This is a genomic window from Mycoplasma wenyonii str. Massachusetts (assembly GCF_000277795.1).
In the GTDB taxonomy this organism is placed as follows: Bacteria; Bacillota_I; Bacilli_A; order Mycoplasmatales; family Mycoplasmoidaceae; genus Eperythrozoon_A; species Eperythrozoon_A wenyonii.
On the sequence record NC_018149.1, the window covers coordinates 391,818 to 407,607 of the forward strand.

Here is a 15,790-nt window from a genome sequence, read left to right on the forward strand (position 1 = left end):
ATTCTCCTATCTATATCTCTCAAAATGATCTCAATAAATTTTTAGATATTTAGCTAGAGAGTTAAAGCTAAATAATAGAGAAATAATAAAGAATACATTTAATATCTCTTTTCCTCAAGTATCAGATAGTAGAAATCCAAGTACTACTCCTACAAATTGAATAGCAGTCTTTCACTTAGCAGTCTTATTAGCTCCTAAATAGACTCCTTTGCTCTTTAATTTATATCTAACTAGTTCTACTGTTATCTCTCTAGCAATAGAAAGAAAAGGGATTATTCAGTGAACTAAAGAAGAAAAACTAAATAATACTAAAAAAGAGGAAACTAAGATCTTATCTGCTAAAGGGTCAAAGACAGCTCCAAAGTTAGACTCACATCTCCACTTTCTAGCTAAGTGACCATCAAAATAATCAGTTACTACTGAACACAGTAGAAAGATAAAGCTTAGTACTAAACAAGCTCCTGCTTTACCGTTACTAGAGTAACTACAGGTAAATAAGCTCTTAGATTTCTCTCCTAATACAACAAATAAGAAATAAAGAAAGATTGAAAGAGCACTTAAAAAGAATCTAGAGAGAGTTAGTAGATTCGGAATCTGTTTCCGATCTAAACTAAAAACTCTATTTACTTTCTCTAGCTCTTTTTCTTTTCTGTGTGTGTGTATCTAGTACTCTTTAGAGTTTCTTCTCTTTCTACTTCTTCATCTTGAATCTTTTGGTTGAAAGAATTAAATAGATCCATAAAGTCAACTCCCCTTTCTCTTAAGGTATCCAAAACACTTTGCATTTTGTCTTCAATCTTCTTCATCTTCTCTTCACCTGCAGAGAAGTGTTCTAGATAGAAAAGAATTAATTCCTCAACTGTTTCAGCTTCTTCTAATCCTTCAATTCTGTTAGCTTTCAAAAGCTTTAATTGTTCCTTTAGCTTGTCGTGAAGCTCCTTAGGGAGCTTTAGATTAATATTTATGGTTTCCATTTCCAACTTTTTAAGTTTAATTGAATTTCTAGTATCTAGGGATTATATGTAGGTGAAAGTGAAATATAACTTGTTTGGCTTTGGCACCTTGGTTAGACACAAAGTTAAATCCTTGAATACTAGGATTCTCCTGTTGTAACTTAAGCGAATGTTCTTTTGCCAGCACAACAGCTTCTTGAAGGGCCTCTCCTGAACAAGAGCTAAAGTCTTGGTAGTGTTCTTTAGTTATTACCAGAGCATGACCTTCAGTAACTGGATGTTTATCTGGAATTAAAAATACGTGTTGGCCCTCCTTGATTAAATTAGATTGCTTATCTAAGTTAGAGGAAATCTCACAAAAAACACACATAACAGTTATTAATATATATGAAATTTAAAATTCTTCTAGAAAGTCTTGTACATTAATTTATTATTTCTTTAGCCATTCCTACACTAGCTCAAATAGCCAAACACGGAAGACAGAGAAAGAAGAAGAAGTCTAAATCACAAGCTTTGCAAGAAAGTTGAAACTCTTTAAAAAACAAACCAATAAAGAGACCTAATCCCCTGAAGAGAGGGGTTTGTCTTAAGGTTTCTACCATGACTCCTAAGAAGCCAAACTCAGCTCTTAGAAAATTTGCTAAGGTGAGAGTTTCAAATAATCATGAAGTGTTAGCTTATATTCCCGGAGAGGGACATAATCTACAAGAACACCACGTAGTAATGATTAGAGGCGGTAGAGTAAAAGATCTTCCAGGAGTTAAATATCACATTATTAGAGGTAAGTTAGATGCAGCTCCTGTGGAAAAGAGAAAGAAAGAAAGATCTAAGTATGGGGTTAAAAAAGAAAAGAAAAGCTAGTCCACCATCAGAAAAAAGAGAAAGCTAAAGAGAAGAGAACTTCTTCCAGATATTACTTACAACTCCGTTACTGTCACCAAGGCAATTAACTTAATAATGTGAGAGGGCAAGAAGCAACTAGCTAGAAGAATTGTTTACAACGCTTTAGAGAAAGTAAGAGAAAGAACAGAAAGAGATCCAGTGGAAGTTTTTGAACAAGCTATTAGAAATGTAGCTCCTAGTATTGAGCTAAAAACTAGAAAGGTTAGAGGAGCTAACTACCAAGTACCTGTAGAGTCTAGTAGAGAGAGAAGAGAAGCTCTTGCTCTCAGATGACTAGTTAAATACAGTAGAAAGAGAAGTGAACTAACTATTGTAGAGGCATTTGCTTCTGAGATTATTGATGCCTCCAATAATACTGGATTATCAATAAAAAGAAAGATAGAAGTAATTAAGACAGCAGAAAGCAATAAAGCCTTCGCTTACTATCGTTTCTAGTTATGTCTAACAAACTACTTAATCTAAGAAACTTTGGGATCATGGCCCATATTGATGCCGGTAAGACTACTACTAGCGAAAGAATACTTTATTACACTGGAAAGATTCACAAAATGGGAGAGGTACACGAAGGTAGTGCAACTATGGACTGAATGGAACAAGAAAGAGAAAAAGGAATTACTATTACCTCTGCAGCTACTACTACAGAGTGAAAGGGAGTAGTACTGAATCTAATTGACACACCAGGTCACGTAGACTTCACTGTTGAGGTAGAAAGATCTTTAAGAGTACTAGATGGAGCTGTAGTTGTACTAGATGGAGCGATGGGAGTTGAACCGCAAACAGAAACTGTTTGAAGACAAGCAAACAAATATGCTGTTCCAAGAATCATCTTCTGTAACAAGATGGATAAGGTTGGAGCAAGCTTTCAATCCTCTATGAAATCTCTTAAAGATAGGTTGAATATTAAGTTCTCTCCAATTCAACTAAATATTGGGAATGAATCTAGTTTTAGGGGAATTATTGATTTAGTAGGCTTTAAGGCCTACAACTTTAAGGCTGGGGTTGATGAGGAATTTGAAGAGATTCCAATTCCAGAAGATCAACTAGAAGAAGTTAAGAGCTTAAGAGAGACTCTCTTAAATGAAGTACTAGTCTATGATGATGAGATTCTTAATAGATTCCTTTCTGGTGAAGAGGTGAAGGAAGAAGAAATCAAGATGTGTATCAGAAAAGCCACTCTTACTGGTACTTTCTTCCCAGTACTTTGCGGTTCTTCCTTTAAGCACAAGGGAGTTAAGTTCTTGTTGGATGCAATAGTAGACTATCTCCCTTCTCCCCTAGACATTCCAACCACTAAAGCCTTTACTAGAAGTGGAGATGAATTAACTATTGAAAACAAAGATGAATCAGATTTAGTTGCTGTTGCATTCAAGATTGCCACAGACCCCTTTGTAGGAAGACTTACTTTCATAAGGGTTTATGCAGGTAAGTTGAAGAAAGGAGATACTATCTACAACTCAACTAGAGATATAAAAGAGAGAGTTGGTAAGTTAGTAAAGATGCACTCAAATCACAAAACTGAGATTGAAGAAGCAGGTACTGGAGAGATTTGTGCTTTAGTGGGCCCAAAGAGCTTGAAAACTGGAGATACCATAACTGGCTCTCCTGACTCAGATTACCTACTAGAAGCTATGGCCTTTACTGAACCAGTTATCTCTTTAGCCATTGAGCCTAAGACTAAGTCCGACCAAGAAAAACTTTCTATAGTGCTTAAGAAGTTAGCAGATGAAGATCCGACTTTCAAGATCTCTTCTGACTATGAAACTGGTCAAACTCTTATTTCTGGTATGGGAGAGTTACACCTAGAAATACTGATTGACAGAATGAGAAGAGAGTTTGGACTTCAAGTAAATGTTGGGGCTCCACAGGTTGCCTACAGAGAAACCTTTACTCAAACTAAAGAGATTGAAGGTCAATATATTAAACAAACAGGTGGTAGAGGTAACTATGGACATGTCTGAATTAAGTATGAGCCAAATCCAGAGAAGGGATTTGAGTTTGTGGACAAGATAGTTGGAGGGAAAATTCCAAAGGAATATATCAAATCTATTAGAGAGGGACTAGTGGATGCTATGAAAGCTGGACAATTAGCTGGTTATCCAGTTATAGACATAAAAGCAACATTGTATGATGGTTCTTACCACGAAGTTGACTCAAATGAAATGGCCTTTAAGATAGCTGCTTCTTTATCTCTTAAGGAAGCGAGTAAGAGATGTGGTTCAATCCTACTTGAGCCAATTATGTCTATTGAAATTAACTCTCCGCCGCAATACTTTGGTTCAGTAATGGGAGATGTTACAGCTAAAAGAGGGTTAATAACTGCCACAGAACTATCTCCTTCTGTAAGCACTATTAACTGTAAGATCCCCCTAAAAGAGATGTTTGGATATGCAACAACCTTAAGATCACTTACTCAAGGTAGAGGGGTTTACTCTATGTCTTTCTCTCACTACCAACCATTACCAAAACACTTATTAAAAGAAATTCCAGGATTTATCTCAGAAGGGAAGTAAATATAGTAATTAAAAAATTACTTTAACTATTCTTTAATTACTAACTATGAGTAAAGATTTCTATGATGTTTTGGGTTTAAGTAAGAGTGCAACTCCTGAAGAGATAAAGAAAGCATATAGAAAGTTAGCTAAGGAGTATCACCCAGACATAAACAAATCAGAGGGGGCAGAAGAGAAATTTAAGAAGATAAATGAAGCCTATGAGGTTTTAAGTGATCCGGAGAAAAGAGCTAATTATGACAGATATGGAGGTGGATTTGAGAATGCAGGAGGAGCTCATGGTTTTGCTGGAGGAGCAAATCCTTTTGATATCTTTAGTAATTTCTTTAGACAAGATGGTGAAGATGGTTTCTTCTCTTCTTATCAATCTGGTGATATGAGAGGTGGGGGAAGAGAGGAAGTCACTAAGAAAGATGTAAGTATTACCTTTTTACAAGCAGTTAAAGGTTGTGATTATGAGTTAAGTTATAGAGCAAAGAAAGCCTGTAGTGAATGTAATGGAATGAGAACTTATCAAGGAGATAGGAGCTATATTCACAACTGTTCAGCTTGTAGAGGTTATGGATATGAAGTAATTAGAACTAAGAGCTTATTTGGGGTTATAGAAGGGAGACAGACTTGTAGATATTGTGAGGGGGCTGGAGAAAAAATAACAAGAATCTGTACAACTTGTAGAGGTGAAGGGTATAACACAGAAAATAAAAAGATAACTATTAAGATTCCTGGGGGAGTTAAGACTGGTGACTCTCTAGTTTTTAAAGACAATCAATCTTATAACGGTAAAAAAATCTATCTAAGCATTAGAGTACTAGACTCAGAAGTCTTTACAAGAGAAGGAGATAACTTATATACCAAGGTAATAGTTAATCCCTTGGTGGCTATACTAGGTGGTAGTATAGAGGTTCCAACACCTTATGGAATCAAAACTATTAAGTTACCTGCAGGTTCTAATAGTAGAGATCTTTTGAAACTAAAGGGTATGGGAATCTCTTTTAAGAAGGGAATAGGTAATCTCTTTATAAAACTAGAAATAGCCTCTCTAAAGCTTACTCCGAGTGAGTTAGAGAAAATAAAATCAATACAGTTAACTGAGCCTAAAGAGGGTAAGGATTGAATGAGACTCTTTAAAAAAGAATATGAAACCATTTAAGTTAGATGAGTTCTAAGAAAAAAAATATAGAACAAGAACCAATCCAAGAAACACACTCTGAAGAAGAAGCGGAGCTTCTATCTAGAGAAGATAGAATTGCAGAGTTAGAACAAAAATTAAAAGACTACGAAGAAAAAGAAAAACAACTTAAAGAGGAATTAAATAAGAAGTTTTTAGAGGCTATACAGAAAAAGAGTGAAGAGGCTTCAGTCATTATTAAGACTAAAGAACAAGAGATAGAACAAAAGTACAGCTCTAAATTAGAAGAACAAAAGAAATATCTCTATGAAGCGCAATTAACTGAATTAGTAAATATTGTTTCCAGATTAGAAGGAGTTGTTAGTGCTGAGCCTAAGAGTGAGGAAGTAAAGAACTATTTATTTGGTTTCAAAATGTTTTTGACTCAATTTGAAGCTTTATTTGACTCCTTAAATATAGTTCAGATTTCACCTGAAATAGGCCAAGAATTTGACTCTGAGGTGATGGAAAGTTTAGAAACTGAAAAAGTTTCAGAGGAACAAAGAAATAAAATATTAAAGGTCTTTAGTAAGGGTTATAAACTAAATCAAAGAGTTATTAAATTAGCACAAGTAAAGGTAGGAATATGCCAGTAGTTAACGCAATAGAAGCTTCAAATAAGGCACTAGCGGGAAAGTACGCTATTGCACAAATAAATACCAATAATCTAGAGTGAACAAAGGCTATTTTGTTAACTGCACAAAAGTGTAACTCTCCTGTTATTGTTGGGGTTTCTGAAGGAGCTGCAAAGTATATGGGAGGATACAAAACTGTTGCCTCCATGGTTAGGGGAATGACTGAAGATTTAAAGATTACTGTGCCAATAATATTGCACCTTGACCATGGAACTTATGAAGGTTGTTTTAAGGCTTTGGAGGCCGGATTCTCTTCAGTTATGTTTGATGGCTCTCACTTACCTTTTGAGGAAAACTACCAAAAATCCTCAGAAGTTATTAAAGCTGCAACTGAAAAAGGAGTTTCTGTTGAGTTAGAGGTAGGAACTCTTGCGGGAGAGGAGGATGGAGTTATTGGACTAGGAAACCAAGCAGATGTAAATGAATGCATTGAAATTAGTAAACTAAATCCTACTCTTTTGGCCGCAGGAATTGGAAATATGCATGGTCCCTATCCCCCAAATTGAAAGGGATTGAATCTAGAGTTGCTTGAAAATATCTCTAAAGCTATTAATAAGCCTTTAGTGTTACATGGTGGAACTGGAATAAAAGATGATGTTATTCAAAAAGCTATCTCTCTTGGGGTTACAAAAATCAATATAAATACTGAGTTACAAATGAAATTTGCAGCTGAAACCAGAAGGTATATTGAAGAGAGAAAAGACTTAGATATGAAAGCTAAAGGATTTGATCCTAGAAAACTACTTAGTTATGGTTATGCTGGTATTTTAGAAGTTATTGAAGAAAAATTTAAGTTATTTGGTTCAGTAGATAAGGCTTAATTAGTAGGTTCAGAAGAGTTAGTAGTATTACTTTCTTCAATTAGTAAGTTAACAGGTACATTCTTCATAAAGTAATTCTTTAAGTCGCTTATAGAGTTTTTTTGGGCAATTAAAAAGATAGTGTCTGATCTCTCTAGTTTGTCTGATTCAGAAACAGGAATAATTGTTTCTCCTCCCTTTTGTCTTTTGATGCTTAAGATAAGTGAGTTGTTTTCTTTCAAGAAAATCATTGAACTTATTGGCTTACCTCAAAGGTTTTGGTTATAGACAGGTAATCTAGCACAAAAGAGATCACTTTCTTGGAATTCTTCTTTATTACAAGGTAATCTTTCCACTTCTAAGTCAAAAATAGTGTGATATGCTAGATTCTCAACTACATATAGCTCAGGAATAATACTATAGGAGATACCTAAGAGTTTTAGTATTCTCTTATGCACTTCATCTTTTGCTCTTGCAAGTATTCTTCCTACTTCTAATTCTTTTAGGTTAGAGCAGATAGTAATAGATTTCTCTATATCTTTTATTCCTACAATGACATAGTCAAAGTCTGCAATACCTACATCCTGAAGATTTCTAATATCTCTCGCATCGCAATTAATTGAGTTAGTAAATTCTGGACCTCAACTATCTATTGCATCCGGATCGCTGTCTATTACAGTAACACTTTGATCTTCTTGAATTAAGATCTTTCCTATCTCTAAATTGAACTTACTTAACCCAATTAAGCAATAGTCCTTCCTTTGACCTTTTTTCTTCCCAACTATCGCCACAGTTAATTAGTACTACAGGGAGAATACTCCCCAGAAAACAATATATTTAATAATTTAATAGAGTTTACTCTAGACAAAAACAGCTGGTATATTGCGTAGGCGAGTAACTAAAGCCTCGGCAAAAGAATTAGTTAGCAAGTGATTTTTTGGAGCTTCAGTTGCTCAGAGAATTGCCAGAATTTATGTACTGATTATATTGGCTGGTTTTGGGGCCTTAAATCTTCCTTGGGTACAGACACATAAGGGAGAAAACACGAAAGACGACACTTGATTCTCTAAACTCTTCACCTCAGTCAGTGCCTTTACTACCACAGGATTACTCTCCGGTTCCTCTTTAAAGTGTTCATTCAACTTTGCTGGTCAATTAATAGTACTTATTTTGATTCAAATTGGTGGTCTGGGAATAGTAACCATCTGAATGATTTTGAAACAAACCTTTCTAAAGAATAAGAAATATTCTATAGAAGACAGACTGAATATCTACTCAGAAAGAGGTGGAGGGGGAATGAGTGAAGGAAGTTCTTATGTAGTTATTAAGTCTGCATTAATTAGTCTTCTGGGTTTTGAACTATTCGTTGCAGCATTATTAACTTTCTTTTTTTATTTCATTGGTTCGATTCCTCAGGCACAAGCAGGAACTAAAAATCAATTTCTTGCTTCTCTCTGGGCTGGAATTTTTCACTCTATCTCTGCAGTCAATAATGCAGGGTTAGACATTCTAGACAAGAGCTCTATTAGTTCCTTTTCTAGAGGATGAGGAACTATTCTCTCTATAGTCTTCGCTGTTTGCTCTATGGTAGGTGGGATTGGTTACCCAGCTCTATATGAGTTCAAAGAATGACTTCAAAAGAAGAGAAATAAAGAAAAAACAAAGAATATCTTTTCTTTGTTTACAAAGATCTCTATATTAATGTACTTATCTATTACCTTATTGGCTAGCGGTGGAATTATATTGGCTGAATATACAGACAATAATTGAACACAAAGTGATTGCGATAAAGGTTGCGGGAAATTACAGACAATTGAAAAAATCTGACAACTAGTTTACTTAGTAATTTCTAGTAGATCTGCAGGATTTTATGGAATAGATCCTATTTGTCTACATGAAAAATCTCAATGAATTTTGTTGATATTAATGTTTATTGGTGCCTCTCCAGCTTCCACAGCGGGAGGTATTAGAAGCATTACCTTATTCCTGATGCTCGGAAAGATCTGAGTAACTATGAGGGGTAGAAGAACTCTTTCTATATTCTCTAGATCTATCTCAGATCAAACTATAGAAAGTGCCTATATAGTATTCTTTGTTTCTTCTGCATTAATAACCCTTTGTTCTCTGGGAATACCTAATCCGGGAGAGCAACAAGAAAAAAAAGGACTAAGACATGCTTCGCTATTCGAGGCCGCTTCAGCCTTTGGTACAGCAGGATTATCCCTAGGCGTTTCAAATAAAACTCCTTGATATGGAAAGTTGTTACTTATGTTTTTAATGTTTGTTGGTCAACTAGGAATTCCTAACTCACTGATCTACTACAACAAACCAAGAGTATCTAAGCAAAAGTTCTCTTATCCAGAAGAAAAACTAAGAATTGCATAAATTAAAATAATTTTTCTTGTCAACAAATAACTCTACAGAAGTACTCTTAATTGATTTAGGCTCTCAGTATAGTTCTGTACTTGAGAGAAAGTTACACAATTTCAAGCTAAAAACAAAAAGACTTTTAGTAAATAGTGGAGTAATTCCTGATTCTTCTTATAGTTTCTCTAACTATCAAGCTGTGGTTATTTCCGGAAGTCCTTTTTCGGTAACTGAATTCTCTACAACTCCTTTCTTTGGTTGAATAAAAGAACAAATTAGTAGTTCACAAGATATTCCTACTCTAGGAATTTGTTTCGGAATGCAGTTAATTCATTACATATTTGAAGGAGAAGTTTCTCCTTCTTTGGGACCTTGTTATGGACCAATAAAAGTTACTAGAGAAGTAGATGATCCTCTGTTTCAGGGAGTTCCCCTTAATTTCAGAGCTTGAGCTTCCTTTACAGATAGTGTGATTAAGTTGGGTGAAGGATACAAAGTCTTGGCTACTGGAGAAGGTAAAAACTTAATTGCCTCTCACATAAACAAACCTATTTACACCATTCAGTATCACCCAGAACTCAAAGAATCAGAGTTTGGTAAGCAATTAATTAAAAATTTCTTAACTATTGCTGGATTTGATACTGACTCAAAAGTTCAAAGAGATTTAGATATAGCAAGACAGCTTCAAAACTTAATCTCTCAATATTCTGAACAACTCAAAGATAAGAAGATTATGGTTGCAGTTTCTGGGGGATTGGACTCTAGCGTACTAGCTCTTCTTCTAAGTAGAATGGTTCCGTCAGAGAATATATATCCTGTGTATATCTCTACTGGACTATACCCTCCACATTATGAGATTGAGGTAATTAATTACTTTGAAAAGAAATTTACAAACTTTGAGGTAATTATCTGAGGAGAGAGCATATTCGATGAATTACTTGGAATAAAAGATGCAGAAGCAAAGAGAAAGATTATCTCAAGGAGATATTGAGATAGTATTGGTTCCTTTGCAAAAAAACAAAAAGAAAGAGGTATAAGTGTTTTTGCTCAAGGAACTCTTTGCTCAGACAAGGCAGAAAGTGGGAGGGAAACGAAAGAAAGTGATGTAATCAAGTCTCACCATAATGTCTTACACTCCGAACAACTTAAAGAGTTTGAGTTAGTAGAACCTTTCTCTAATCTATTCAAAGATCAAGTGAGAGAGTTGGGGGCAAAATTAAATCTTCCTTCATTCCTTCTACACAAACAACCCTTTCCAGGTCCCGGACTAGCAATAAGAGTTATAGGGGAAGTGACCAAGGAAAAAATTGAGTTATTATCTGAAATTCAAAGATTTATGGAAGAGGAATTTTCAGAAAGAAAAATAGATACTCTGTGTGATCAATATTTCCCAATATTGTTATCTGATAAAGCTGTTGGAGTTAAAGGTGATCAAAGATCACTGGGTTATTCAGTGGTTCTTAGGGCAGTTAAATCTCTTGACTTCATGAGTGCAGATGTTAGCCCCATCGCAATTGAAGAATTAATAAGTATTGGGAATAGAATTATCTCTTCTTTCTCGAAAGTGAGTAGAGTTCTTTATGACTTATCTACTAAGCCTGGTGGAACTATAGAGTGAGAATAGTTGTTATTTAGTTTTTTGACACAAAAATACTTTTTTGCTTAAATAAATCCTTTCTCTAAGACTTTTAAAAGGGAGAGTAAAAAACTGTTGGTTTAAAAGTTTCACTTCACTTTAGACCGCTATTTGAACTCAATTGGATGTCACAAGTCTTGGTAAATCAGCCTTTGCAATTGACCGCTTCAAGACTTATAGATGAAACATCGACTTCTTCTTCTCTTCTTCTATCATCCCCAATTTTTACAATTCTTTGTTCCCCTTTAGAACAGCTTGAGATTCTTTCTTGATGCCTGCCCCTTGATGTTCATTTTCCTTGGTATCAAATTCCAACTTCTCCTTCATTGGATCCTCTTAAGTTACTTGTATTTCTTTTAAAACCTCACTTGCTGCTGCCCCCACCGACTTTGCTGTTTCAAGTTTCTGTTTTTACGTTTGTACTTCTTCCGTAATGACTTGTTTCTTTCTTAACAAGATTGAAAGTAACTCCCAAACCTAAATCTTGATTTTTGTGTTCAGAAGAGATCATTTCAACACTGTATTCTGCGCCACCATGACCATCACAATTAATCAGCTTACCAAGATTATTTAGTGTTTTGTTTCATAGAGATTGAAATTTATCTTGGGTAGATGCAATATATGACAAAGGAGTCAAAATACCAGCTCCGGCTATGCCGGTAACTGAAAAGGCAACAAACTTTAATATACTCGGAAACATTCCCTTTAAATATTACTTAAATGATTATTTCTATTTTTTATTCTCGTTCCTTTGGAGGAGGTAAAGCTAAATCTTTTGGTATTCAGTATTTTTTCTTAAGCAGAAATAATCATAAGAAAAATATAAATTTAAAGTACTTCAGTCTTCTCTAAATCTATGCAGGAAACACTTAGAAAGTGTTCCTTTTATTTGGATTTTAAGGTTTCTTAATTTGATTTAAGTTAAGTTTTCTTTTGTATTATTTTTTGCTTTAAAGTTTCAACTACATTTTTTGAAATAACTTTTGACTTAATTTCATTTGAATGTTCAAGAATGTTTTCTAGAATATCTGGGTCTTTCACTAGAGTTTCTCATTCTGTTTCATCTTCTTCCTCCAACGGCTTTCTTTGATTCATTAAGAAATCTAAGTGAAAAGTTCCAAATAAAGATGAAAAGATTTGATTATTGTTTATAAAGCAACAAAAATTCCCCATAAATAAATAAGAGTGAAATAGTCTTATTTCTCCCCTTCCCTCTCTTTTTCATCTTTCATTAATCTCTAGAACCAAATTATTTAATTGATCAGGTAGGGGAATGACGCTATATATACCCAATATGAGACACACTTTTTTGATTTGGTATATCTCTATCAACTTTTCAAGTTTTTGCAAAGATTCAAGAGTTATTATCCCAACAGCCATCACCAATTGATTTGATTTCTTTAACTCTTCTCTAAAGCGATGACTTATTTTTTCTTGATCCCTTCCCAACAATACATATGACATATCTGGAGAGTCGAATTTTATCTTCATGGTTAAGAAATTCTGTTACTTGTAATTTTTATTGACATGTGCTTCTTAGGCAAATAATTCAACAAGAGAAAAGAAAGAGTTAAAAACTCCATTTGATTTGTTCCCTCCAATTTTTTACATATTTATTACTCAAAAACCCTAAAAATTATGAAAAAGTTCTAAAAATTACTTATTCTGAAAGGGGGTAAAAATCCAGTTTGGATCGGGCTTTGAAGGACTTAAAAAGCTGTGTAAATGATTTTTGGTTTAAATCCTTCTTTTCATTGAATTTGATTGTCTGGTCCAATTTCAACTTCACACTCTACTTTATTGAATCCCTCTATGCACTTACTTCCTTCCGATACAGTTACTTGAATATCCTTGAATTCAAGAAAATCAGAGTCCCTAAATCCTCCCTTATCCGCAACAAATTCAACTTGCATATCATCACAAGTTGCTATACCAGTTCTAGTTGCTCGATCTCATTGATCTTGATAAGGGTACATAAATTTAATCTTTTTTTCTTGATCTCCGGAATATTGAAGTTTAAGTTGCTTTCAAACTTCTTCATGTGAGTTATCGGAACCTACACCTCAAACAATTCTTTCTCCACTATTACTCTTTTCTACAACCTTTAGAGAAACTTTTTTACTATCTGGAGGGACATTTACCTCCCCCCCCGCAAGAGTCAAATAAACATTTAAGGGATTTTTGCCATTGTATTTGCAGTTTTTAAAGATTGGTTGTGTGAAATCCGTCCTTTCATATCATTTGGTTTTGTAATTTGATTTAGTTACACCAATATGAATTAGGGGTGATGCTGAACCTAACAATCCTGCCGTCACAGTCACAGGCATAGCAATTAACTTAATAGCTATCACTTTCTTTTAACTAAACAATAATTGGAGTGTCTCATTCTTTGAAAGTACTTAACCAAGTATTCTTTTTATATTTTTCTACTTGTGACTTATAAGAAATGGTTTGTCCTTTTGCTCCAAGTATTAAATCATATTCTTGAGATGAAGCTCTTCCAATAGATATCTGTTTTGTTCTGATAGGTAAGACACCATTTCCTTTTTCCCCAATTGTTTTACAAGAGGAAGTTAATAGTCCTAATAAATTTCCTTTGTCATCTATATACATACTTCCAGAAGCTCCTTTATTTATTTGTTTCGCGTTAAGCATTTTATAAGAATATCTTCTTTCTTTCTCACATATTCCTCTATTTTTGCAATTAGCTATTCTGATATTTTGAATACCTACAATTTTTGAAGAGTTTTCTTGTTTATCAAATCAACTAACTAAATAATCTCATCTACCAGCTTTTGTTGGGTAAGAGAGATTGTAGTAATTTCTCTTTTTAGACTCTATCTCTTCTTTCCCTAGAGAAGGAGCAAAAACATTTATTGCTTTCTTTGTATTTATTGGATATTTAGTAGCAAAGTCAGATGTAACTTCTCTGGCATATTCTTCATCTGTGAACTCAATTTCTAGTATTGCAAAGTCTCTGTATTGCGTCTTCTCTGTATTTTCTAGGAAATCATCTGCGACAAAGAAGAGTCTTGGTGGTTTTATTTTTTGCCTCTTAATCGCTCCATGATATAAGTATTCTCTGCCTTTCATATTTCGTCTTATGAAGGTTCAGTCAGAAAGTGAATTCTTATCGCAAGCAGTTAGATCGCAAAAATTCTTTATCTCATAATCGTTGGATTGAAAGATACTTCTACCTATTACGTGATGATTTGTAGCTATATATCAGGTAAGTGGATATTTCTCTCCCTTTTTAGGTAGTTGGTAATCTAGTATTCAACCAGTACCTCAACCCCCTTCAGTAACTAAACGAAAAGTATAGTCATTTAATTTCTTTCGGATCTCCGGAAGCTTTAAGATAACCTCTTCTTTAGCTTTTAGTGTCGGGGATGAACGATTTATTTCTTCAGCTTTTTTATTAAAGAAATAAGAGCATGAAGAGGCTAAAGGGACAGGAATTGCAGTTGTAAGTGAACCAATTATTAGCTTCTTCAATAGATAAGAGCTAAGAACTAATAGTTAAAGAAGAAAGTTTCTGATTTGTTAAGTTTGTTTAGCTGGATCGAAATCCTTCAAAGTTCACTTTAATTGATGATTTTTTCCTCCACTTGTACTGTTTTCGAAACAAACAAAATGCTTACCTACACCTGAACCTTTCTTTAAGACAGATGGTGAGAAATTACATCTCATTCCATGTTTATCGTGTTCAGTTAAAGTGCTTGGTGTTATTTCTCCCAAATTATTAATTACTCTTCTTCTCTCTCCTAATCAAGTTCTAGTTCTTACTAAGAAAAAATTCTTTGACTTATTTTCAGAGTCTTTTTCTAGACTTATTGCCTCTTCTCAACTTCCTCCGTTATAGAAGTAAAAGTGTGCTATTTTATTTTGGTCAGTTGTTTCTTTAGCCGTTCTTACACAAAGAAATAAAAGATGTTTGTTGTCTGAAGCTGAAATAAAAGTTTGACAAGATTCAAAACCCTTTGAGCTTTTAAATTCTTCTAATTTTTCTTTAGTTAATTCAACTTCTCGTGGGCTGGCAATATAAAAGACAACTGGAGTGATAGCGGTCGCACCAGAAACCCCACCAAGAGCTAATTTAATTAAAGTTCCAAGCGCTAATGTCGCCATTTTTTACTTTTGTTTGATTATTTAAATGCTGTGTAGGTGATTTTAGGCTGTCAGTCTTCTTTTCACTTTAACTTTCCCGAGGCATTTATAGTGATGTCACATTCTACACTACTTAAGTATTTTCTGCAACTATCACCTTCAGAGAGAGCTAATTGAATTTGACTTGATTCGACTAACTCGCCAGAACCAAAACTGCTACTGTCATCGGATGGAATAATTTTGCTGCCTTCACAACCAGTTAAAGCATATTCAACCTGATGTTGTCATTTATTGAGATAAGGGAAAGACAGAACTAAAGTGTTTTCTTTTCGAGAAAGTTTTCAAGTATCTCAATTTTCTTCCTTCTTTGTTCCGTTAGATCTTCATACATCCTTTTTTTGACCAGAACTAATTGTCACTTCTTCAACTCTAAAAGATATTTTGGAACTCTCAGAAGTTTGAGAGTTTTCTTCTAAAAATATGTTGTAAAGCTTATCTTTGTAATTAATATTTGCGCTTACGTCAGAAATCGCCTTACATCCCCATAATACTGCTTTGCGAAAATCATTCTTGTTTGGATATCACTTATTTTTTCAATCAGACTTAGTGACTCCGATATGAATTAAAGGGGATGCTGAACCTAATAAACCAGTTGTACAGGAGACGGAGATTGCGAGAACTTTCGCTAGAATCAATTATTTTTGGATTACC

18 protein-coding genes are annotated in these 15,790 nt (G+C 34.3%); 8 read left to right on the plus strand and 10 right to left on the minus strand.

Annotated elements, in window-relative coordinates:
• Nucleotides 1-6: 6 nt before the first annotated feature.
• Genes pgsA through WEN_RS02135 form a run of 3 tightly spaced genes read right to left on the minus strand, consistent with a single transcriptional unit; the run spans nucleotide 7 to nucleotide 1,323 of the window.
• Nucleotides 7-663 carry a CDP-diacylglycerol--glycerol-3-phosphate 3-phosphatidyltransferase gene (pgsA, locus tag WEN_RS03645; protein ID WP_338009580.1) on the minus strand — a complete coding sequence of 219 codons (657 nt, stop codon included), beginning with the start codon at nucleotides 661-663 and terminating at the stop codon, nucleotides 7-9.
• Complete coding sequence (locus tag WEN_RS02130) at nucleotides 633-974, minus strand: hypothetical protein (RefSeq protein ID WP_014849914.1); 342 nt, start codon at nucleotides 972-974, stop codon at nucleotides 633-635. Before WEN_RS02130 ends, pgsA begins: the two co-directional genes overlap by 31 nt.
• A gap of 28 nt (nucleotides 975-1,002) precedes the next feature.
• The gene (locus tag WEN_RS02135) at nucleotides 1,003-1,323 is read right to left on the minus strand and encodes an HIT family protein (protein WP_014849915.1); all 321 of its coding nucleotides are present in this window, start codon (nucleotides 1,321-1,323) and stop codon (nucleotides 1,003-1,005) included.
• 74 nt (nucleotides 1,324-1,397) lie between these two features.
• Here WEN_RS02135 and rpsL point away from each other — a divergent pair, with 74 nt between their 5' ends.
• The 6 genes from rpsL to fba are packed head-to-tail and all read left to right on the plus strand — an operon-like array spanning nucleotide 1,398 to nucleotide 6,990.
• The gene (gene rpsL, locus WEN_RS02140) at nucleotides 1,398-1,814 is read left to right on the plus strand and encodes a 30S ribosomal protein S12 (RefSeq protein WP_043911360.1); all 417 of its coding nucleotides are present in this window, start codon (nucleotides 1,398-1,400) and stop codon (nucleotides 1,812-1,814) included.
• 6 nt (nucleotides 1,815-1,820) lie between these two features.
• Nucleotides 1,821-2,291: a 30S ribosomal protein S7 gene (rpsG, locus tag WEN_RS02145; protein ID WP_043911362.1), complete on the plus strand. Its 471-nt coding sequence runs from the start codon at nucleotides 1,821-1,823 to the stop codon at nucleotides 2,289-2,291.
• Between the two features lie 2 nt (nucleotides 2,292-2,293).
• Complete coding sequence (gene fusA, locus WEN_RS02150) at nucleotides 2,294-4,366, plus strand: elongation factor G (protein WP_043911364.1); 2,073 nt, start codon at nucleotides 2,294-2,296, stop codon at nucleotides 4,364-4,366.
• A 46-nt stretch (nucleotides 4,367-4,412) separates the two neighbouring features.
• Nucleotides 4,413-5,516 carry a DnaJ domain-containing protein gene (locus WEN_RS02155; protein WP_014849919.1) on the plus strand — a complete coding sequence of 368 codons (1,104 nt, stop codon included), beginning with the start codon at nucleotides 4,413-4,415 and terminating at the stop codon, nucleotides 5,514-5,516.
• Between the two features lie 5 nt (nucleotides 5,517-5,521).
• Nucleotides 5,522-6,130, plus strand: a complete 609-nt coding sequence (grpE, locus tag WEN_RS02160) for a nucleotide exchange factor GrpE (protein WP_014849920.1) — start codon at nucleotides 5,522-5,524, stop codon at nucleotides 6,128-6,130.
• Nucleotides 6,121-6,990, plus strand: a complete 870-nt coding sequence (gene fba, locus WEN_RS02165; RefSeq protein ID WP_014849921.1) for a class II fructose-1,6-bisphosphate aldolase — start codon at nucleotides 6,121-6,123, stop codon at nucleotides 6,988-6,990. Before grpE ends, fba begins: the two co-directional genes overlap by 10 nt.
• On the opposite strand, the gene WEN_RS02170 is transcribed toward fba, so the two are convergent.
• Nucleotides 6,987-7,760, minus strand: a complete 774-nt coding sequence (locus tag WEN_RS02170; protein ID WP_014849922.1) for a potassium channel family protein — start codon at nucleotides 7,758-7,760, stop codon at nucleotides 6,987-6,989. The two genes, fba and WEN_RS02170, sit on opposite strands and share 4 nt — an antisense overlap.
• A gap of 91 nt (nucleotides 7,761-7,851) precedes the next feature.
• On the opposite strand from WEN_RS02170, the gene WEN_RS02175 reads away from it, so the two are divergent.
• Both WEN_RS02175 and guaA read left to right on the plus strand, forming a co-directional pair.
• Complete coding sequence (locus WEN_RS02175; RefSeq protein ID WP_014849923.1) at nucleotides 7,852-9,354, plus strand: potassium transporter TrkG; 1,503 nt, start codon at nucleotides 7,852-7,854, stop codon at nucleotides 9,352-9,354.
• 16 nt (nucleotides 9,355-9,370) lie between these two features.
• Nucleotides 9,371-10,960 carry a glutamine-hydrolyzing GMP synthase gene (gene guaA / locus WEN_RS02180; protein ID WP_014849924.1) on the plus strand — a complete coding sequence of 530 codons (1,590 nt, stop codon included), beginning with the start codon at nucleotides 9,371-9,373 and terminating at the stop codon, nucleotides 10,958-10,960.
• A 64-nt stretch (nucleotides 10,961-11,024) separates the two neighbouring features.
• On the opposite strand, the gene WEN_RS02185 is transcribed toward guaA, so the two are convergent.
• From WEN_RS02185 to WEN_RS02210, 6 genes are all read right to left on the minus strand, one after another.
• The gene (locus tag WEN_RS02185) at nucleotides 11,025-11,672 is read right to left on the minus strand and encodes a hypothetical protein (protein ID WP_014849925.1); all 648 of its coding nucleotides are present in this window, start codon (nucleotides 11,670-11,672) and stop codon (nucleotides 11,025-11,027) included.
• A gap of 221 nt (nucleotides 11,673-11,893) precedes the next feature.
• Entirely contained in the window at nucleotides 11,894-12,463 is a 570-nt protein-coding gene (locus WEN_RS02190) for a restriction endonuclease PLD domain-containing protein (protein WP_014849926.1), read from the minus strand.
• Nucleotides 12,464-12,681: 218 nt separating this feature from the next.
• Nucleotides 12,682-13,323 carry a hypothetical protein gene (locus WEN_RS02195; protein WP_014849927.1) on the minus strand — a complete coding sequence of 214 codons (642 nt, stop codon included), beginning with the start codon at nucleotides 13,321-13,323 and terminating at the stop codon, nucleotides 12,682-12,684.
• 10 nt (nucleotides 13,324-13,333) lie between these two features.
• Nucleotides 13,334-14,467: a DUF31 family putative serine protease gene (locus WEN_RS02200; protein WP_014849928.1), complete on the minus strand. Its 1,134-nt coding sequence runs from the start codon at nucleotides 14,465-14,467 to the stop codon at nucleotides 13,334-13,336.
• A gap of 48 nt (nucleotides 14,468-14,515) precedes the next feature.
• Nucleotides 14,516-15,100, minus strand: coding sequence for a hypothetical protein (locus WEN_RS02205; RefSeq protein WP_014849929.1), 585 nt, complete (start codon nucleotides 15,098-15,100; stop codon nucleotides 14,516-14,518).
• Between the two features lie 17 nt (nucleotides 15,101-15,117).
• Nucleotides 15,118-15,774, minus strand: a complete 657-nt coding sequence (locus WEN_RS02210) for a hypothetical protein (protein WP_014849930.1) — start codon at nucleotides 15,772-15,774, stop codon at nucleotides 15,118-15,120.
• Between the last annotated feature and the right edge of the window lie 16 nt (nucleotides 15,775-15,790).